General features: G+C 58.3%; 14 protein-coding genes. 13 read left to right on the top strand and 1 reads right to left on the bottom strand.

What is annotated here, in order from left to right:
• From AB7933_RS17100 to AB7933_RS17050, 11 genes are all read left to right on the top strand, one after another.
• Positions 1-1542, top strand: coding sequence for a 3-hydroxyacyl-CoA dehydrogenase (locus AB7933_RS17100; protein ID WP_023048092.1), 1542 nt, complete (start codon positions 1-3; stop codon positions 1540-1542).
• A gap of 9 nt (positions 1543-1551) precedes the next feature.
• Positions 1552-2754, top strand: coding sequence for a 3-oxoadipyl-CoA thiolase (locus AB7933_RS17095; protein ID WP_023048093.1), 1203 nt, complete (start codon positions 1552-1554; stop codon positions 2752-2754).
• Between the two features lie 26 nt (positions 2755-2780).
• Positions 2781-4019 carry a CaiB/BaiF CoA transferase family protein gene (locus AB7933_RS17090; protein WP_023048094.1) on the top strand — a complete coding sequence of 413 codons (1239 nt, stop codon included), beginning with the start codon at positions 2781-2783 and terminating at the stop codon, positions 4017-4019.
• Between the two features lie 56 nt (positions 4020-4075).
• Positions 4076-4840, top strand: coding sequence for an electron transfer flavoprotein subunit beta/FixA family protein (locus tag AB7933_RS17085; protein ID WP_023048095.1), 765 nt, complete (start codon positions 4076-4078; stop codon positions 4838-4840).
• Positions 4841-5785 (top strand): electron transfer flavoprotein subunit alpha/FixB family protein, encoded by a 945-nt coding sequence (locus AB7933_RS17080; RefSeq protein WP_023662939.1) that lies wholly within the window; start codon positions 4841-4843, stop codon positions 5783-5785.
• A 646-nt stretch (positions 5786-6431) separates the two neighbouring features.
• Positions 6432-7793 carry a purine-cytosine permease family protein gene (locus AB7933_RS17075; RefSeq protein WP_033902867.1) on the top strand — a complete coding sequence of 454 codons (1362 nt, stop codon included), beginning with the start codon at positions 6432-6434 and terminating at the stop codon, positions 7791-7793.
• A 153-nt stretch (positions 7794-7946) separates the two neighbouring features.
• Positions 7947-9119 carry a porin gene (locus AB7933_RS17070; RefSeq protein ID WP_031637015.1) on the top strand — a complete coding sequence of 391 codons (1173 nt, stop codon included), beginning with the start codon at positions 7947-7949 and terminating at the stop codon, positions 9117-9119.
• Between the two features lie 499 nt (positions 9120-9618).
• On the top strand, positions 9619-10992 hold the full coding sequence (ltrA, locus tag AB7933_RS17065) for a group II intron reverse transcriptase/maturase (RefSeq protein WP_049950174.1): 1374 nt from the start codon (positions 9619-9621) through the stop codon (positions 10990-10992).
• A gap of 300 nt (positions 10993-11292) precedes the next feature.
• Positions 11293-13038: a hydantoinase B/oxoprolinase family protein gene (locus tag AB7933_RS17060; protein ID WP_033902868.1), complete on the top strand. Its 1746-nt coding sequence runs from the start codon at positions 11293-11295 to the stop codon at positions 13036-13038.
• 35 nt (positions 13039-13073) lie between these two features.
• Positions 13074-15164, top strand: coding sequence for a hydantoinase/oxoprolinase family protein (locus AB7933_RS17055; protein ID WP_033902869.1), 2091 nt, complete (start codon positions 13074-13076; stop codon positions 15162-15164).
• A 97-nt stretch (positions 15165-15261) separates the two neighbouring features.
• Positions 15262-16221, top strand: a complete 960-nt coding sequence (locus AB7933_RS17050; RefSeq protein WP_033902870.1) for a helix-turn-helix domain-containing protein — start codon at positions 15262-15264, stop codon at positions 16219-16221.
• Between the two features lie 377 nt (positions 16222-16598).
• On the opposite strand, the gene csiR is transcribed toward AB7933_RS17050, so the two are convergent.
• The gene (gene csiR, locus AB7933_RS17045) at positions 16599-17318 is read right to left on the bottom strand and encodes a DNA-binding transcriptional regulator CsiR (RefSeq protein WP_023048102.1); all 720 of its coding nucleotides are present in this window, start codon (positions 17316-17318) and stop codon (positions 16599-16601) included.
• A 192-nt stretch (positions 17319-17510) separates the two neighbouring features.
• Here csiR and glaH point away from each other — a divergent pair, with 192 nt between their 5' ends.
• Positions 17511-18488 carry a glutarate dioxygenase GlaH gene (gene glaH, locus AB7933_RS17040; RefSeq protein ID WP_023628647.1) on the top strand — a complete coding sequence of 326 codons (978 nt, stop codon included), beginning with the start codon at positions 17511-17513 and terminating at the stop codon, positions 18486-18488.
• Positions 18489-18572: 84 nt separating this feature from the next.
• The gene (gene lhgO / locus AB7933_RS17035; RefSeq protein WP_023048104.1) at positions 18573-19802 is read left to right on the top strand and encodes an L-2-hydroxyglutarate oxidase; all 1230 of its coding nucleotides are present in this window, start codon (positions 18573-18575) and stop codon (positions 19800-19802) included.
• The last annotated feature ends 165 nt before the right edge of the window (positions 19803-19967 follow it).

Genomic DNA, 19967 nt, shown 5'->3' with positions numbered 1-19967 from the left:
ATGACACGTGAAATTAACCGGATGGCGGTTGTTGGCGCCGGAGTCATGGGTACAGGTATTGCTCAGATCGCCGCTCAGGCGGGCATTCGCGTCACGCTGTTTGATAGTCGCGAAGGCGCTGCGCAGGGCGCCCGCGAAAGCTTGAAAGGCACGTTGGACAAGCTGGTCGACAAAGGCAAGATTGCCAACGCCGATGCGCTGGCCACGCTCTCCCGCGTGCAAGTGGCGAGCGCCCTTACGGAACTGAGCGACGTCGACCTGGTAGTGGAAGCCATTATCGAGCGCCTCGACGCCAAGCAGGGCTTGCTCGCCGAGTTGGAAGCCGTGGTTGCCGATGACTGCATTCTGGCTACCAACACCTCATCGCTCTCCGTCACCAGCATTGCTCGCAATTGCCGACTTCCCCAACGCATCGCTGGCTTTCATTTTTTTAACCCTGTGCCGCTGATGAAAGTGGTGGAAGTCATCGATGGTCTGGCGACTGACCCGCAGGTAGGCGACAGCCTCCGAGCCCTGGCTGCCCGCATGGGGCATAGGGGTATTCGGGCGAAGGACACACCAGGGTTCATCATCAATCACGCCGGCCGTGCATATAGCACTGAGGCTTTGCAAATTCTCAAGGAAGGCGTAGCCGAACCCGCCGAGGTAGACCGTATCCTGCGCGAGGGTCTGGGTTTTCGCATGGGGCCCTTGGAGCTGTTTGATCTGACGGCTCTTGATGTTTCCCATCCAGTCATTGAGTCGATCTACAACCAGTTCTACCAGGAACCGCGGTATCGGCCTGCAGCGCTAACACGCCAGATGCTGGATGCCGGCTACGTCGGGCGCAAGGTCGGGCGTGGGTTTTACCGATACGCCGACGGCCAGATGATCGATCCACCCGCCGCACAGGCAGTACCTGCGCTGGAAGCATTTCCGCCGGTTTGGCTTGGCACTGAAAACCCCGAGGATCGTGCACGTTTCACCGAGCTTCTTCAGCAGGTGGGCGCGCGGGTCGAAGAGGGCACGGTCCCAAGCAGCGAGGCCCTGTGTTTGCTGGCACCTTACGGTCTGGATGCCACCGGCGCCGTCGGCCTGTTTGGCACCGATCCTGAGCGCACGGTGTGCATCGACCCGCTGCTGGATATCGCCCGCTACCGCACGCTGATGCTAAATCCCGCTACCCATGCCGACATGCGCGATGCCGCCCATGCGCTGTTGGGCCGCGATGGCGTGGGCGTCAGTGTGATCAATGACAGTGTCGGCTTTGTGGCCCAAAGGGTACTGGCCATGATCGTCAACCTGGCGGGCGATATCGTTCAGCAGCGTATCGCCAGTGTCGATGACCTGGATGAAGGCGTGCGCCGTGGTCTTGGTTATCCGCAAGGTCCGCTGGCCTGGGGCGATAGTGTCGGGCCCAAGCGTTTGCTCACCACTCTTGAACGCATGACCGAACTGACGGGCGATCCCCGTTATCGGCCGGGTCCCTGGCTGCGGCGACGGGCCGCCTTGGGCCTTTCATTGCGTCACAACGAACCACTCCCGACTGAACCTCAACGCTAGGATTTTCCCATGCTCGACGCCTACATCTTCGCGGGACTGCGCACGCCATTTGGCCGCCACGGCGGCGCACTCGCTTCGGTACGCCCAGACGACCTCGCCGCCCATGTGATCCACGAATTGCTCGCTCGCCACGCCATCCCTGGCGAAGCCATCGAGGACGTGATTCTGGGCAATACCAACCAGGCAGGGGAGGACAGCCGCAACATCGCGCGTCACGCCGCACTGCTTGCAGGCTTGCCCGTGACCGTACCTGGGCAGACAGTTAACCGCCTGTGCGCCAGTGGTCTGGCGGCGGTGATCGATGCCGCCCGCGCAGTGACCTGTAACGAAGGCGAACTGTTTGTCGCCGGCGGGGTGGAGAGTATGTCCCGTGCACCCTTTGTCATGGCTAAAGCAGAAGCGGCCTATAGCCGCGAACTGACGGTGTTCGACAGTACCATTGGCGCCCGTTTTCCCAACCCGAAGATCGTCGCCGAGTTTGGCAACGACAGCATGCCGCAAACGGGCGATAACGTGGCTCAGGAGTACGGCATCTCCCGTGCTGAGGCCGACGTCTTTGCTGCCGGCTCTCAGGCCCGTTATGAAGCCGCACGTAGCGCAGGTTTCTTTCAGGAAGAACTGCTCGCGGTCAGCGTGCCCACCGGGCGCAAGACGCCACCCAATGTGGTGGAGCAGGACGAGCACCCGCGCCCGCAATCGGACCTGATCGCTTTGGCTCGCCTGAATCCTCTCTCCGAAGGTGGTGTGGTTACCGCCGGCAACGCATCAGGCGTCAACGATGGCGCGGCGGCATTGCTGATTGGCTCGGCCGCGGCGGGCGAACGGCACGGCTTGGTTCCGATGGCGCGCATTCTGTCGGCCGCCGCCGTGGGTGTGGCCCCGCGCATTATGGGCGTCGGCCCGGTGGAGGCTATTCATAAGGCATTGGCTCGCGCGCAGCTCAGCCTGGCGGATATGGACATTATCGAGATCAACGAAGCGTTCGCCAGCCAGGTGCTGGGCTGCCTGAAAGGTCTGGGTGTTGCGTTCAACGACCCGCGGGTAAACCCACACGGTGGCGCCATCGCCGTCGGCCACCCATTAGGTGCATCCGGTGCGCGCCTGGCCCTGAGCACCGCTCGCGCGCTGCAACAGAGCGGCAAACGCTACGCTGTGGTGAGCCTATGCATCGGCGTGGGCCAAGGCCTCGCCATGGTGATGGAGCGTGTGTAAGTGCGCGCAAGCAAAGGTGAAATGAAATGGGTGCTTTGACTGGGTATCGCGTGCTCGACTTGAGCCGCATTCTGGCTGGTCCCTGGTGCGGCCAAACTCTGGCCGATCTGGGTGCCGAAGTGATCAAAATCGAACGGCCGGGCGCGGGTGATGACACCCGTGGCTGGGGGCCGCCATGGATGAAGGGGCAGAACGCCGAGTCCACCGGCGAGGCTTCTTATTACCAGTCCACCAATCGCGGCAAGTTGTCGGTGGCGCTAAACATCGCCAGCCCCGAGGGGCAGGAAATGGTGCGGGCCCTGGCTACCAGTTGCGACGTACTGATCGAGAACTACAAGGCCGGTTCCTTGGCCAAGTACGGGCTGGATTACGCTAGCCTCGCTGCGCTCAATCCACGCCTGGTGTATTGCTCGGTGACGGGTTTCGGCCAGACCGGGCCGCGCGCCGCAGAACCGGGTTACGACTTCATCATTCAGGGTATGGGTGGAATGATGAGCATCACCGGCGAGCGCGACGATCTGCCCGGTGGCGGCCCGCAAAAGGTAGGCGTTGCCTTCGCGGACCTGATGACCGGCCTGTACTCGACGGTGGCTATCCAAGCTGCGCTGCTCAGCCGAGAAAAGACCGGGCTTGGTCAACATATCGATATGGCGTTGCTGGATGTTCAGGTCGCCACACTGTGCAACCAGAGCCAGAACTATCTGGCTTCCGGCAAGCCGCCCGGGCGTTATGGCAACGCCCACGCCAACATTGTGCCGTACCAGGTGTTTCGCGCCAGTGATCGCGACTTCATCATTGCCTGCGGCAACGACTCACAGTTCGTCGCACTGTGCGACGCCATCGGCCTGCCAGAGCTGCCGAAAGATCCGCGTTTCGCGCGCAACGCCGACCGAGTCAGCAACCGCGAGGAGATCGTTGCCATCCTGTCGCGTCACTTTCTCGGAGGGCTCGCCGATGAGTGGGTAGGGCGCATTCACCCGCAGGGCGTACCGGTAGGGGCCATCAACAGCATTGCCCAGGCGCTGGACGAACCACAGATACTGGCGCGCAACATGCTGGTCAACATTCCCCATCCCTTGAAAGCCGACTTCGTCACGGTCGGCAGTCCGATCAAGTTGTCTCGCACACCGGTCGAGTACCTGCGCCCCGCGCCGATGCTGGGTGAGCATACCGATGAGGTGCTCAAGCGCCAGTTGGGTCTCGATGATGAGCGCCTGGCCGAGTTGAAGGCACAAGGCATCATCGAACAGCTTGGTGAACGCTGAACCTGCCATGCCCCGGCCAGCCAGCTTGCCGGGGCAATTTTTCCCATGGAGCCTTTATGAAAGTCCTCGTAGCGATCAAGCGTGTGGTCGATTACAACGTCAAGGTTCGCGTCAAGGCGGACAACAGCGGCGTCGATCTCGCCAACGTTAAGATGTCGATGAACCCCTTCTGCGAAATCGCCGTGGAAGAAGCCGTACGCCTGAAAGAGAAGGGCGTTGCCAGTGAAATCGTCGTGGTGTCGATCGGCCCGACGGCGGCGCAAGAGCAGCTGCGTACTGCTTTGGCCCTCGGTGCCGACCGCGCCATCCTGGTCGAGGCTGTCAAGGAAGAGGGTGCTGACGAGCTGAACTCCCTGGCCGTGGCCAAGCTGCTCAAGGCCGTGGTCGACAAGGAGCAGCCGCAGCTGGTGATCCTCGGCAAGCAGGCCATCGACAGCGACAACAACCAGACCGGCCAGATGCTCGGCGCGCTGACCGGCTTCGGCCAAGGCACCTTCGCCTCCAAGGTCGAAGTGGCGGGCGACAAGGTCAACGTGACCCGCGAGATCGACGGCGGCCTGCAGACCGTGGCGTTGAACCTGCCGGCGATCGTCACCACCGACCTGCGTCTGAACGAGCCGCGCTACGCCTCCTTGCCGAACATCATGAAGGCCAAGAAGAAGCCGCTGGAGGTGCTCACCCCGGACGCCCTGGGCGTTGCCACCGCGTCCACCGTGAAGACCCTGAAAGTCGAAGCGCCGGCTGCCCGCCAGGCCGGCATCAAGGTCAAGTCGGTGGCGGAACTGGTCGAGAAACTGAAGAACGAGGCGAAGGTAATCTAAATGACTATCCTGGTTATCGCTGAACACACCAATGCCGCCCTGGCGCCGGCCACTCTCAACACCGTGGCCGCTGCGCAGAAGATCGGTGGCGACATCCACCTCCTGGTTGCCGGTGCCGCCTGTGGCGCCGCCGCCGAAGCGGCTGCCAAGCTCGCCGGCGTGGCCAAGGTGCTGGTGGCCGACAACGCCGCCTTCGCCCATCAGCTGCCGGAAAACGTTGCGCCGCTGGTAGCTGCTCTTGTTCAAGAAGCAGGGGGCAAGGGTTACAGCCACATCCTCGCCGCCGCCACCAGCAACGGCAAGAACATCCTGCCGCGCGTCGCCGCCCAGCTGGACGTCGACCAGATCTCCGAAATCATCGCCGTGGAAAGCGCCGACACTTTCAAGCGGCCGATCTACGCCGGTAACGCCATCGCCACCGTGCAGTCTTCGGCGGCGGTGAAGGTGATCACCGTGCGTGCCACCGGTTTCGATCCGGTGGCCGGCGAAGGCGGCAGTGCTGTCGTGGAAGCCGTGGCCGTTGGCGGCGACGCCGGCATCTCGGCCTTCGTCTTTGAGGCGCTGGCCAAGTCCGATCGTCCGGAACTGACCGCGGCCAAGATCGTCGTCTCCGGCGGTCGCGGCATGCAGAACGGCGACAACTTCAAGCACCTGTATGCCCTGGCCGACAAGCTCGGCGCCGCCGTCGGTGCTTCGCGCGCTGCGGTCGACGCCGGTTTCGTGCCCAACGACATGCAGGTTGGCCAGACCGGCAAGATCGTCGCGCCGCAGCTGTACATCGCCGTCGGCATCAGCGGTGCCATCCAGCACCTGGCCGGGATGAAAGACTCCAAGGTCATCGTGGCAATCAACAAGGACGAAGAGGCGCCGATTTTTCAGGTGGCGGATTACGGTCTAGTGGGTGACTTGTTCGAGGTCGTGCCGCAGTTGCAGCAAGTGATCTGAAGCCCTAAAGGAATGTGTTGCAATACCTATAGAATTGTGCTATGCGTGCATACTCAAGTGGCGTGCGGGTTTCAGGGCTAATGCATTTGAAACATAGAGTTGACGTGCGGGAAAGACAATTTTTTGACTTACACGTTATGCGGTAAGTCTGATGCTTGAGCGTTTGAGCTTAGGCATTCTGGTTGTTTTCGTTATTCTTTGTACCCGGTTTTGTACCCGGTTTTGACTTCTTGTAGCATGTAGTGCTGGTTGCTGGCTTAGGGTGGTTGTGCCGAGATTGAATCGGCCTCGAGCCCGTCATTGAGTGCTTTGCTTGTAGTCCTACTGGCTTGAAACGTTTAAGCGCTATGTTGTCTGTCTGGCTATCACGCTGAGTGTAGGTGTTGTTAGGTGACTCGCTCGCTAATAACGCTCTCTCGGAAAGAGATGTAAGCCATAGCGTCATTGAGGTCTTTTATTCTGACTTGGACAGCCTGAGAGATTTTCTCATCGCTTTCCGCTGGAGGAGTTTCGTCTGGGTGGGCCATCTTCCAGAGAGCAAGAAGCTTCAGGTATGACAAAAGAGAGTGCGCTCAGCAGCAAGTGGTCGCCCGCCTGAAGTACTTATGATCATGACTCCACTCATTACAAAAACAAGAGAAGAGCCATGGCCGGAAACATCAAAAAACAGGTCGATAGTATCGACTACAGCACCGTCGCGGTTCCGGAAGAACACCGCATGAGCAAAGGCTCACTGACGATGGCTTGGTGGGCCATCTGCAGTGCTATGTTTTGGCTGGTGGTGTCCGCCACCCTGGCAATGAGCTTTGGTACGATGAATGCCATAATCGGCTTACTCTTGTCGGTCGTAACTTATGCGGCCATCAACGGGGTCATTGCCCGCTACGCCATTAAGACCGGATTATCGGTCGCACTCTTCTCCCGGGTGCTATTCGGACGCGCCGGCGCAGCACTGGCCACCCTGATTTTCTTCGCCACGGCGATCTACTACAGCGTGTTTGAAGGCTCGGTGATCGCCATTGCTATCCAACACTACGTGTCCGACATCACGCTCAATCAAGCCTACCTAATAGTGGTGCTATACAGCGTGCCACTGGTGTTCGGTAGCGTGCAGACCTGGCTGGATAAGTTCAATGGCGTGCTGCTGCCGCTCTACCTGATTGGTCTGATTGCCGTAGTAGCGATGGCCGTCGGTGAATACGGCTACAGTTCTGCCTGGTTGGAAATGGGGCCTGAGAGCGGGCCAGTAAGTAATGGCTGGTGGGACTGTTTCACCTATTTCATGGGAGTGTGGATTCTCATGATGTACACCTGGGACTACGCACGCTTCGGTCGTAAGCAGGACGCCAGCTACCACGCTAAATTTAACTTCGGCCTACCATTCTATATCTTCACCTTTCTTATTAACGGTCTGGTCGGCATCTTTCTCGCCGCCACCATTCCCGCAGAGGGCGGCCTGTCTGAGGTCTCGGTGGTGCTGGCCATTGTCGAGCTGATGGGTATCTGGGGGTTGTTGTTCGTTTGGGTCAGCCAGACCCGTATCAATACCGCAAATTTCTTCATGGCCGCTAGCAACATGCATGCGTTCTTCGGCCGTTTTGGCTTGGCGGCTGTGCCTTATATGGCATGGGCCGTAGTAGTTGGCATCGTGGTCTACACAATGATGTTGCTCAATGTGTTCAGCTACATTCTGCAAGCCCTGGCATACCAGAGCATCTTTGTAGTGGCTTGGGTAGCGATCGCTTTGGCGCATATTTTCTCGCCGAAATATACCCAGCTGTTCGAGGGCAATATTGAATTCGCTCTCGAACGAGTCAACGCCTTCAACCCGTGCGGCTTGATCGCCTGGTTCTTTGCCGCTGGCCTGGGGATAGTGCTGCTGAATTTCGGCGGAGCAACGCTGGCGACCTTCTCAGCGCCGGTGACCTTTGTCTGCGCGTTCGCCAGCTACTGGCTGCTACTCAACAGCGCCAAACGCAGCTGGTTTGTCCGCACCAGCTGCAGCTGAAACCAATATCGGCGCCCACCGGGCCGATGTATTCGGCTCCGGCAACTTGCTGCAGCTACCAAACCCGATCCAAAACTAAGCCGCAACACCGCAGCGGCTTAGTGCTGCGTAGCTGAAAAAAAGACTAACAATGCTAAGAGCCAATTCATGAAAATGATCAACCTGCACCCACAAGCAACTCTCATATTACTTCCATTGTTGGCATCGCTCGCGCTACCCGCAGGTGCGGTGGCTATCAATGACAACTTGGACATTGGCGGCGCCGTGCGTGCGCGTATCGACTACGACCCCGACCGGGATATCGAGAAGCTGAGTTTCGATACTGCCTTTCTCACCGCTACCTACAACTCCGATAGTTGGATCGGCGCGGCTAAATACCGTTTCTATGGCGACGCTTACCCTTTCGACTATACCGACAAGATCGGTGACATCGCCTTCGCCGAATATGCATGGATCGGCTACAAGTTCGATGAGTCGCGTCAGATTCAGGTGGGACTAAACAAGATTCCGTTCGGCCTGCTGCCCTATGCCGGCAGCACTTTCTTCTTGACCTTGGGCAGCGTGATCGGCCTGGAAGACATTGCGAACCTTGGTGTTAAATACATCCAGCAGCAGGATGACTGGAACTTCCAACTCGCTTACTACCTAAGCCCGGCTGATCAGGGTCAAGGTACAAGCCGCGGCGGGCGGACCTATGCAACCAGTGTTGCTACGGCAGATGACTACGTCGTCGACGGCAGCGATAACCACGAGCGCGACATCTTAGTCGGGCGTCTGGCCCGCAACCTAAAGCTTGGGAGCTGGCAGTCGGAGATCGGCGCCTCGGCATTGACCTCGACGCTGCAGAACCAGGACAGTCGTGATAGCGGCCGCCGAAATGCCCTAGCAGTCCACTACTCGGGCAAGAATGGCCCCTGGGGCGTGCAACTGCAAGCCACTCGCCAGGACATGAGCCCGGAGAATCCCGGCAGAGACAAGCTGGTTAGCTTCGGCAGCTTCGACGGCACCTTTAACGTTGCCGCCAAGGGTAACCTCTATGTAGCCGACCTCAGCTATGACATTCCTGGCTCACTCGGGTGGCTCTCTGGTGTCAAGGTTTACGGTAACTACAGCCTGTTCGACAAGGATGAGTCCAGCTTCGAGGATTCCCAGCGCTTCATCCTTGGCACATCTTTCTCGCTGAAAGACCTATGGATCGCCGTCGAGTGGTTGCACGGCAAGCACGATCCCTACATCGGTGGCGGTAGCTACACCCAGAGCCTGGGCGCCGGCGGTAGCGAACGCTGGGAAAACCAGTTGTATACCAATATCGGTTACTACTTCTGAGGCAATAAGCGCCCCTAGCAACCACTCACGCTCCTATTTTCGCCAGCCATGTGCTGGCGTTTTTTTATGGTGCGCCAGGCATGGCGCGTAGCGCCGTGACTGGCGCTGTCGGGTTCACTGTGGTGGTGAGCCTGGCGACTTGGAGGTGAAAGTCCTCTACACACCCGGCAAGGGGAAGTGTTAGCTGAAGGCAAGGGTGTCGCGGGCGACTGCGAATCTGAAGGAAGCCCGAGACAAAATGCTGGCCTGACGAACAGGAAGCGGATGAGGCGGCGCAGCGGGGTGAGGTGGCCATAATCGCCAAAGCCCGATACTTGCACGGAACGCTGCGACGTAGATCCGACAGGCATAAGCAGGAAGGTCGCGCGAATTACCCTGGGAGATCTGTACGCTTGCCATTGTGCTACCGATTGTCGAGAGGCGACGGGATGGGCGTGCAGAAGTCAGCCGAGGCCGTAGTAAGTGGCGGTCAACCACGCCATCAAGGGCCGAACAGGTCATGCCGCCAGTAGGCGTCAGCGTCTCGTCGATAACCGAAATGCAGAAATTTCTCCAAGAGAAGACTGTCACCCCGAGTCCCGGCCAGAGGCCGAGGATGACGCCTGACAGCGCAGAGGTATCGGCGGCGTCGGTGACGTGGATGAACGCGGAGCCGGACACGCTGATGGAGCGGGTGCTTGCGCCGCTCAATCTCAAGCGTGCGTATCAGCGCGTGGTCAGCAACAAGGGGGCGCCGGGTGCCGATGGCATGACGGTCGCCGACTTGGCAGGCTACGTGAAACAGTATTGGCCCATCCTGAAGGTCAGGCTGCTGGCAGGTGAATACCATCCCCAGGCAGTGCGGGCGGTCGAAATTCCCAAACCGCAGGGCGGTATGCGGCAACTGGGCATTCCCAGTGTCGTGGATCGCCTGATCCAGCAAGCCCTGCTGCAACAGCTCACGCCGATCTTCGATCCGCTGTTCTCGGACTATAGCTACGGCTTCCGTCCGGGCAGAAGCGCTCACCAGGCTGTCGAGATGGCCCGCACCCATGTGGCGGCGGGTCATAGGTGTTGCGTGGAACTCGATCTGGAGAAGTTCTTTGATCGGGTCAACCACGACATCCTGATGTTCTGTGTTGAGCGCCATGTCGAAGACAAACAGGTGCTCAGACTCATCCGCCGTTACCTCGAAGCGGGCGTCATGTCGGGCGGGGTTGTCAGCCATCGGCAGGAGGGGGCGCCGCAAGGCGGCCCGCTTTCGCCGCTGCTGTCGAACATCCTGCTCGATGAACTCGACCGTGAGTTGGAGCGGCGAGGCCATCGCTTCGTGCGCTATGCCGATGACGCGAACATTTATGTCCGTAGTCCGCGTGCTGGCGAACGAGTGCTGGCCAGTGTCGAGCGGTTCCTGAATCACCGTCTGAAACTGAGACTGAATCGGGACAAGAGTCGCGTGGCTGGGTCGTGGAAATGCGACTACCTGGGGTATGGGATGAGTTGGCACTCGCAGCCTAGACTGCGAGTGGCAACCATGAGCCTGCGCCGTGTGCGCGACCGTCTCAGGGAACTGCTGCGAGGGGTGCGGGGCCACAAGATGGCGAATGTCATCGAGCGGGTAAACCCGGTGCTGCGAGGCTGGGCAGGCTACTTCAAGCTCAGCCAGAGCAAGCGTCCACTGGAAGAGCTGGATGGCTGGGTCAGGCACAAACTTCGCTGTGTCATCTGGCGGCAATGGAAGCAGCCCTCTACGAGGGCGCGCAACCTGATGCGCCTGGGATTGAGCGAGGAGCGTGCCTGCAAGTCGGCCTTCAATGGCCGAGGCCCGTGGTGGAACTCAGGAGCGCCGCATATGAATCAGGCGCTGCCGAAGAAGCTATGGGACAGACTTTGACTGGTCTCGATACTGGATACGATCAATCGGCTTAACCGCATGGCCTGAACCGCCGTGTACGGAACCGTACGCACGGTGGTGTGGGAGGACGGCGGCCGTGAGGCCGCCTCCTACCCGATCGCAGCGTTCCGGCCTCCCGGCATTAGATCTTGAGTAGATGCACCAGTAGAAACAGTTCACTTCAGGCCAAAAAACGGTGCGCTTGAAGACAAGCCAGCCGCTAGGCCCGCGCGTAGCTTAGCGATGTGGGCAAGACATCCGTCACGCCTCCCCAGACAAAAACAAGATTTGTGGTGACCCATGAACATAGTAGACCCGATCACCCTGGCAGTCGTGCGCGGTGCGCTCGAAACAGCCCAGCGAGAAATGACCCTGACGCTGGAAAAGACCAGTCGCTCGAGCGTGTTCAACCTCGCCCACGACTATTCCAACGCACTCTTCGATCACCTCCCGGAAATGATCCTGCAAGGCCAGGACCTTCCTATTCATCTCGGTTCGCTTATCCCAGCGATGAAATGCGTTGCTGGCTTCTTCGGTGATGAGATTGCCGAGGGCGATGTTATTTATCATAACGATCCAGCCTACATGGGCAGTCATATCCTCGACTGCTGCATGTACAAACCGGTGTTCTATAAGGGCGAGCTGGTGTTCTGGACGGTCTGCAAGGGCCACCTGACCGATATTGGCGGCCCGGTACCGGCCGGCTACAACCCGGACGCAAAAGAAATCTACGCAGAGGGCCTGCGCATCCCGCCTGTCAAGTTGTGGGCCCAGGGCCAGCGCCGGGAAGACGTAATCAACCTGCTGCTGACCAACATGCGCGCCCGCGCCTATCAAGAAGGCGATCTGAATGCCCAGTACGGTGCTTGCAGCGTGGGCGAGCGTCACCTGATCGAGTTGCTCGATCGCTATGGCGTCGACCAGGTCCGAGCGTGCATTACCGAGCTGAAAGATATGGCAGACCGTCATATGCGCGCATTGTTGCGTGATGTGCCAGACGGTTTCTACAGCGGCACTGCCATTCTCGAAGACTCCGGTCATGGTCTGGGAGAATTGTCGATCACTGCCCAGGTGGAAATTCGCGGCGACGAGGCGCACGTTCTGATAGAGAGCCCGCCGCAGGTGCCTTACTTCATCAACTCCTACGCGGGCAATTCGATCTCCGGGGTTTACCTCGGACTGATGATGTTCGCCCAGGTGCCACCGCCCTACAATGAAGGCCTCTATCGCTGCGTGAGTGTAGACCTTGGCCCGTCCGGTACTCTGTGCAACGCCCAGGAGCCGGCACCGCACGTCAACTGCACCACTACTCCGATGGAAACCCTCGCCGATGCCGTGCGTCTGGCCCTTGAACAGGCGGCTCCGGAGCGTGTGACCGCCTCCTGGGGGCATGCCAGCGGGATCAATATCGCTGGGCACGACCCACGCAACAACAACGATGAATATGTGACCATGGTGCTGGCCTCGGTCATCTCCGGCGCTGGCGCTAACAAGGCTATGGATGGTTGGCCTGCTTGCGGCCCGCTGTGCTGCTTCGGCGCGCTGACGTCCGGCGATATCGAACTGCTTGAGTACTCCTATCCGGTACTGATACACCGCTACAGCCTGATGACCGACAGTGGTGGCGCCGGTGAATTCCGCGGTGGCTCTGGTACTCGCCTGGAGCTCGAGCCGCTGAAGCACGCCATGACCGTGGTCGGTTTCGGTGAGGGCCGGCAGCTGCCTACCGCCGGTGCGGCAGGGGCGAAGAATGTTCTGCTCGAGCCCAAGCTCGGCCGCTTGATCCATAGACATGTCGACGGTGAGGAAGACCATTACATCCAGAACACTCTGCTGACCGCACAACCAGGTGAGCGCGTAATCAACGTCAACCCGGGCGGTGGTGGCTATGGCGACCCACTACGTCGTCCGCTGGCCACGGTTCTAGCCGATGTGCGCAACGGCTTGGTCTCGATTGACGGCGCGCGCCTTGAATACGGCGTAGTGATTGACGGCAACGGCCAACTCGATGAAGCCGCAACCCACGCACACCGAGCCGCGCACTGAGCACAGCCCCTTTGAGCAATGCAGAGAATTCGAAAATGAGCAAACAACAATATCGCCTGGGCATCGATGCCGGCGGCACCTTCACTGATTTCATCCTCGCCGACCATCAGGGCAACGTGCAGTTGTTCAAGGCGCCGTCCACCCCACATGACGGCACCCTGGCCATACGCAACGGTCTGGCGCAAATCGCCGATGCCCTCGGCCGTACACCAGCCGAGATCATTGCCGACTGCGATCTGTGCATCAACGGGACGACTGTGGCGCTCAACGCACTGATCGAAAAGACCGGGGTCAAGGTGGGCCTGCTGTGTACCGATGGCCATGAAGACAGCCTGGAAATTCGCCTTGGCCACAAAGAAGATGGCCATCGCTATGACGCCACTTATCCACCGGCGCATATGTTAGTGCCGCGCCACCTGCGCCGTCCAATCGGCGGGCGTATTATCAGTGACGGCAGCGAGTTCAGCCCGCTAGACGAGGCGGCGATTCATGCCGCCATCGACTACTTCCGCGAACAACAGGTGCAGGCGGTGGCGATCTCCTTCGTCTGGTCGGTGCGCAACCCTAGTCACGAGCAGCGCGCTATGGCTATGGTGCGTGCGGCTTTACCTGACGTATTTGTCTGCAGCGGCCACGAGGTGTTCCCGCAGATTCGCGAATACACACGCACCTCGACAACCGTGGTCAACGCCTACCTTAGCCCAGTGATGGGTCGTTATATCGAACGCATCGACGCGCTGTTCGAGGAGCTGGGCGCGCAGCAGCCTACCCGCTATTTCCAGTCCAACGGAGGTCTGGCTCCTGGCGTGGTAATGCGTGAGCGGGCGGTCAACGCGATCAACTCCGGTCCGGCATCTGCCCCGCAAGCCGGCTTGTGCGTGGCCCAGCCATTCGGTATCGACAACGTAATCACCGTCGATATGGGTGGTACCTCGTTCGACATCACTCTTAGCAAAGGCGGTCGCACCAACTTCAGCAAAGACAGCGACTTCCTCCGTTACCGTATCGGCGTGCCAATGATTCAGGTGGAATCCCTTGGCGCCGGCGGTGGCTCGATCGCCCACCTTGACGACTTCGGCATGCTCCAGGTCGGTCCACGCAGTGCCGGGGCTAACCCCGGGCCTGTGTGTTATGGAAAGGGTGGGGTCGAGCCGACTGTAACCGATGCTAACCTGGCGCTCGGTTATCTGGCTGATGGTGCACTGCTCGGTGGCAGCATCCGTCTAAATCGACAAGCCGCGATCGATGCGATCCGCAGTAAAATTGCCGAACCGCTGGGTATCAGTGTCGAGCGCGCGGCCGTCGGTATCATTACCCTGGTTAACCTGAGCATGGTTAGTGGTATCCGCCGCGTGTCCATTGAGCGTGGTTATGATCCCCGTGACTTCGCCCTGATCGGTGCCGGTGGTGCAGCGGGCATGCACGTGATGCGACTAGCTGAGGAAATCGGCAGCAAGGTTGTGCTGATTCCCAAGGTGGCTTCGGGGCTGTGCGCCTTCGGCCAGATTCTCTCTGACATCCGCTATGATCAGCTGACTACTTTGCCGATGCGTTTGGATGACGAGTTCGTCGATTTGGAGCAACTAAACCAGGCCCTGCAGCAGTTACGCGAGCGTGGTATGACGAACCTGCGAGACGATGGTTTCGGTGGTGACAATCGTATTGAATGCCAGTACAGCCTGGAGATTCGTTACCTCGGACAGATCCACGAGTGCAGCGTCGAACTGAGCTGCGACCGGCTCGACCGTAGCAGCCTGGCGGCCCTGCGCGAATCCTTCCACCAGCGGCACAAGGCGCTGTTTTCCTTCAGTGAGCCTAACAGCCCGGTCGAACTAGTTAATCTAGAGTGCTCGGTGATCGCGCGGTTACAGCGTCCACCAATGCCTGAACTTGCAACCCCGCTCAAGGCAACGGCCGCGATTCCGGCTGGTCATCGTCCGATGCTGTTCAATGCGCAAGACGATTGGCAGGACACGCCTGTGTACAACGGCGACCGCATAGAAGTAGGGCAGATTATTCAAGGTCCCTGTGTGATTGAGGAAGCGACCACAAACATCGTTGTTCCACCGGGCTGGCGGGTCAGTCTGGATCCCTCGGCCACATATGAACTGACTCCCGGTCATTGACCGTCAGGGATTTTTAACAAAGGATTGTGTAACAACGGCACCGACGGCATTCACCGTTGGTGCCGCCCTCATAATAACTACAAATTGAGGACCTTTCATGACAGATCAATTGTCTACGCGGTATTGGCCTGAGGGAGAAAGGCAATCGCGTTGGGCCGAAGCCATCGGCAATACATATTTTCCATTGTCGTTGGAGTTCAATTCCAGCGCCATTTTCCAAGGCAGCCTGAAAATTTGGAAAACGGGCAGTACGCCGTTGGCGTTATCGCGCCTGCGCTCCAGTCAGCTAGGCTATTCGCGCAGCGAGAGCCAGGTTAGCGAAGATACTGAACCCTGTTACCTTGTAACAGTGCCGCGCCTTACCGAAGTACACTTCGAGCAAGACGGTCGTGAGCTCCATTGTAAGCCAGGTGGGTTCATCTTCGAGCGAGGCGATGCGCCTTATCGTTTTCACTACTCCTGCGACAACGACCTTTGGGTATTCAAGCTGCCTGAGCGCGCGCTACATGGACAGATACGTGGAGCCGAGCGCTACACCCGTTTCTGTTTCGAGGCTCGGCGTGGATTGGGACGAATTTTTGTTGATCAACTGGCGATGTGTGCCGCGCGCTTCGACGAATGCGATGCGGATGCCCGTCATATGCTGCTGGAACAGGTGCTTTCGACGTTGTTAATGGCTCTGCGCCAAGATGAGCGCGTCCTTAATAGTGAGAGTTCGAGTCTAGCTGCCCTGCATTTGCAGCGTATCGAGCACTACATCGACCGAAACTTGTGTTCAGCTGAACTAAACCCGCAGCATATTGCTCAGGCCTGCGGCTTATCGGTTCGCTATTTGCATAAATTATTTTTCAGTACGCCCTACAGTCTCGGTGAATGGATTCGCCTGAAACGATTGGAGGCTGTATATCAACGCCTACGTGATCCCCACTGCCACCTATCAATCGGTGAGCTGGCATATCGTTGGGGGTTCAGTGATCAGGCACAATTTTCCCGGCATTTTCGCCAGCACTTTAGTTGTACTGCCAGTGAAGCCCGAGCCGTTTCGTTAAAGCCGTAGCCGGTTACTTTATTGTCAATGTGCTCTGGGGGATTAGAAGTCACTCGGCGTAGCTCCCCATAAAGGCTCCACGCCTTTTCACCGTTGCGGGAGTACCAGTTATATATCGGCGTCTGATATTCCATACGGGCGCTAACTTGGGTAAGCCTTTGTCGTCTGCATTGGCAAACTCATGCGTAGCTGGTGTTGCTGATCAAGCCAAGCTTATTGTTTTAGGTTCACGCGAGCGGGCTGAGAGCGGCGCAGGCTTCACAAGCGTAAGACGGAACCATGCTAGGTGCAAAGCTATGGTGTTGGGTAGTAATTGCTTCAGGTCTGTCCTGCAAAAAACATGCTGAAATTCCGCAGGCACCCCCTCTAAGGGCGAGACACGGTAACTATCCCATGATTTCAGGGGCGGACTGGGATGCTCTCAGGTTGCTGTTGCGCATGATCCCTTCGATGATCGGTACTGGTGTCATCAGATGAGCCTGCATCATGGCGCTTGCTCGCGTTGCGTCACGGGCAAGGATAGCTTCTACCAGTTCGCTGTGCTCTTGACGTTTCAGGGACAAGGCCTCCTCGGATAGCACCGTGCGCCGCAGCCACAGCTGGCGATAGCGCTCGGCCTGATCGAACAGATAGGCGCGCGCCTGCAGCAGGTGTCTAGACCCACAGCCGGAGGCTATAGCTGTATGGAAGGCCTTGTGTCGGGCATCCCATATTTCCAGCATCTGCTCCTGGGTCTTGACCTCCATTACCTTGGCCAATGTATGCGAATAGGCCAACACCTGGGCCTCCCAGGCGTCATCGCCGCGTTCGATGGCGAGCTTAAGTACCAGCGCTTCGAGATTGGCCCGTGCGTCATAGATGTCCTGCATTTCGCTCAGCGACATAGGAGCGACGCGGTAGCCACGCTGACTGATAGCTACTACCAGATTTTCCGCAATCAGATGCGATAGCGCTTCACGCAGAGGGCCTACGCCTAGGTCGTAGCGCTCCTTAAGCGCAGTCATTCGCAGTTTTTCTCCGGGCTTGAACATGCCCTGAATTATGTCCCGCTTGAGCCACTCATAGCCGCTGACTGCTGAGTTTTGGCGGGGGGCGAGCGTATCCATAAACCATGCTCCTCAACGGGTTTTATCCATCATACGCAACTGCAGAAATATTTACTAAGTGGAGATGCAGTTGCCGAGTGTCGCTATTTTATAAAAGCGTAGACATTTTTATAAAATAGCTATATTTTTAGTCCGGCTGTTCTGGTAAATCTCGGGGCGGCGTACAGACAATTTTTTCGTCAGGACTCTGCCATGAATGCCTTTACCCAGCTCAAAGATCTTGTGATGCCGCTACCGACCGCCGTTAAGGGGTTTTCTCTTTCACCCTCCGCTCAGTCGCCCCGTTTGTTCGAGCTGACCTTCACTAAGGCGACGATAGAGGCTTTCTGTGTAGCAGTGGCCGAGTGGCCGGTGCAGGCGCTGGAATACAAGTCCTTCTTGCGATTTCGCTTCGCCAAAATTCTTGACGATCTCTGCGGTAACAGCCTGCGCCCGGTGCTACTCAACGCCCTAATGGATCGTGCCACCGGAGGGCTGTTAATCAAGCAGGAGGCCCTGAATGATGTGGCACAAGCTGATGATATGGTCAAATTCTCGACTGCTGTGGCCCACCTGCTGGGGCGGTCGAACTTTGATGCGATGAGCGGCCAGTTCTACGCACGCTTCGTGGTCGAGAACGTCGATAATTCGGACAGCTACCTGCGCCAACCTCACCGGGTAATGGAGTTGCACAACGATGGTACTTTCGTCGATCAGATCACCGACTACGTGCTGATGATGAAGATCGATGAGCAGAATATCGAAGGTGGCAACTCGCTGATCCTGCATCTGGACGACTGGGAGGATCGCCATGCTTTCTTCCATCATCCGCTAGCACGGCGCGTCATGCGCTGGACCGCGCCGCCGAGTAAAAGGGTCGATACGGACGTGTTCCATTCGATCTTTGATGTCGACGCCGAAGGGCGGCCGACTATTCGCTATATCGATCAATTTGTTCAGCCCAAAGACTTCGACGAGGGCAACTGGCTGACCGACCTGTCTATCTCCCTGGAGGGCAGTAAACAGAAGCTTTCCGTGCCGGTGCCAGTTGGCTGCTTCCTGCTGATTAATAACCTGTATTGGCTGCATGGCCGCGATCGTTTCACCCCTCACCCTGGGCTGCGCCGTGAACTGATGCGCCAGCGCGGTTACTTCAGTTACCCCAAACTCGGCCATCAGCAAGGCCAATAATTGCCATTAATTGAACAGGGGCTGCGCGGTTTAGCCCTTGTCGTTTGTCCACGGGGCAAAACAGATCGAGTAGAGGTGATAGCGGTGTACGATTTTGTGATCATCGGGGGCGGCATTATCGGCATGTCGACTGCCATGCAATTAATCAAGGCCTACCCAGAGTCGAAAATCTTGTTGCTCGAGAAAGAGTCCGGGCCAGCTAAGCATCAGACGGGGCACAATAGCGGGGTCATCCACGCCGGCGTCTACTACACGCCGGGTAGCTTGAAGGCGAAGTTCTGCCTGGAAGGCAACCGTGCTACCAAATCGTTCTGTAACGAGCACGGCATTATCTACGATGAGTGCGGTAAGTTGCTGGTCGCCACCAATGAGGTGGAAATGCAGCGCATGCGCGCGCTTTGGGAGCGCACTGCAGCCAATGGTCTGGAGCGCGAGTGGCTGTCTGCGGAGCAACTGAAGGAACGCGAACCGAACATCACCGGAATCGGCGGGATCTTCGTGCCCTCCAGTGGTATCGTTAACTATGCCGAGGTCACCGCTGCCATGGCTCGCGAGTTCCAGAGGCACGGTGGCGAGATTCGCTACGACAGCGAAGTCATCGGCCTGGAAGAGCGCGCCACGGAGATGCGGGTTAAAACCCAGCATGAAGAAGTCATTGCACGCTTTTTGGTGACCTGCTCGGGTCTGATGGCCGACCGCATTGTATGTCTACTGGGCTTAGATCCTGGCTTTAGCATTTGCCCGTTCCGTGGCGAATACTATTTGCTGCCTGAGCAGCACAACCGGATCGTCAATCACCTGATCTACCCGATTCCCGATCCCTCCATGCCGTTCCTCGGCGTGCACCTGACGCGAATGATCGACGGCAGTGTGACAGTCGGTCCCAATGCTGTGCTGGCACTCAAGCGTGAGGGCTATCGCAAGCGTGACATATCTTTGTCCGACACGTTCGCAATGCTCACCAATCCGGGCATTCTTAAAGTGCTCAAGGACAATCTGCGGCCCGGCCTGATCGAGATGAAAAACTCGCTGTTCAAGCGTGGTTATCTACAGCAAGTACGCAAGTACTGCCCCAGCTTAACGCTGCAGGATCTCAAGCCTTACCCGGCCGGCGTCCGCGCCCAAGCGGTTTCAGCGGACGGCAAGTTGATCGAGGACTTCCTGTTCCGCAATACCCGCCGTAGCGTCAACGTCTGCAATGCACCATCGCCGGCGGCTACCTCTGCAATTCCCATAGGCGCCTACATCATCAAGCAGATTGATGCACAGCTGCAGGGGCTACCCAGGTTTGTAAAAAACCAACATCCCGCATGAGGCAGTGCGGGGCGAATTCGGCAGTGCACTGGAACGAACAAGACTGTGCGCAAGACGACAAGCCCCGCACCGGCTCAGTCTAATAGGCTATCGGCTAGTGCACTTAACGTCCCCGAGCCAAGTCATCGTTACTGAACTCGTTACCGAATTGAAGTGTGTGATTGT

The sequence above is a fragment of the Pseudomonas gorinensis genome, from assembly GCF_042015035.1.
GTDB classification, from domain to species: domain Bacteria; phylum Pseudomonadota; class Gammaproteobacteria; order Pseudomonadales; family Pseudomonadaceae; genus Aquipseudomonas; species Aquipseudomonas gorinensis.
The sequence above is the reverse complement of the archived record's forward strand: the minus strand, read 5'-3'. Positions and strand labels throughout refer to the sequence as shown.

Coding starts and splice junctions, on each gene's coding strand:
- AB7933_RS17100 (WP_023048092.1), top strand. CDS start 1: ATGACACGTGAAATTAACCGGATGGCGGTTGTTGGCGCCGGAGTCATG.
- AB7933_RS17095 (WP_023048093.1), top strand. CDS start 1,552: ATGCTCGACGCCTACATCTTCGCGGGACTGCGCACGCCATTTGGCCGC.
- AB7933_RS17090 (WP_023048094.1), top strand. CDS start 2,781: ATGGGTGCTTTGACTGGGTATCGCGTGCTCGACTTGAGCCGCATTCTG.
- AB7933_RS17085 (WP_023048095.1), top strand. CDS start 4,076: ATGAAAGTCCTCGTAGCGATCAAGCGTGTGGTCGATTACAACGTCAAG.
- AB7933_RS17080 (WP_023662939.1), top strand. CDS start 4,841: ATGACTATCCTGGTTATCGCTGAACACACCAATGCCGCCCTGGCGCCG.
- AB7933_RS17075 (WP_033902867.1), top strand. CDS start 6,432: ATGGCCGGAAACATCAAAAAACAGGTCGATAGTATCGACTACAGCACC.
- AB7933_RS17070 (WP_031637015.1), top strand. CDS start 7,947: ATGATCAACCTGCACCCACAAGCAACTCTCATATTACTTCCATTGTTG.
- ltrA (WP_049950174.1), top strand. CDS start 9,619: ATGCCGCCAGTAGGCGTCAGCGTCTCGTCGATAACCGAAATGCAGAAA.
- AB7933_RS17060 (WP_033902868.1), top strand. CDS start 11,293: ATGAACATAGTAGACCCGATCACCCTGGCAGTCGTGCGCGGTGCGCTC.
- AB7933_RS17055 (WP_033902869.1), top strand. CDS start 13,074: ATGAGCAAACAACAATATCGCCTGGGCATCGATGCCGGCGGCACCTTC.
- AB7933_RS17050 (WP_033902870.1), top strand. CDS start 15,262: ATGACAGATCAATTGTCTACGCGGTATTGGCCTGAGGGAGAAAGGCAA.
- csiR (WP_023048102.1), bottom strand. CDS start 17,318: ATGGATACGCTCGCCCCCCGCCAAAACTCAGCAGTCAGCGGCTATGAG.
- glaH (WP_023628647.1), top strand. CDS start 17,511: ATGAATGCCTTTACCCAGCTCAAAGATCTTGTGATGCCGCTACCGACC.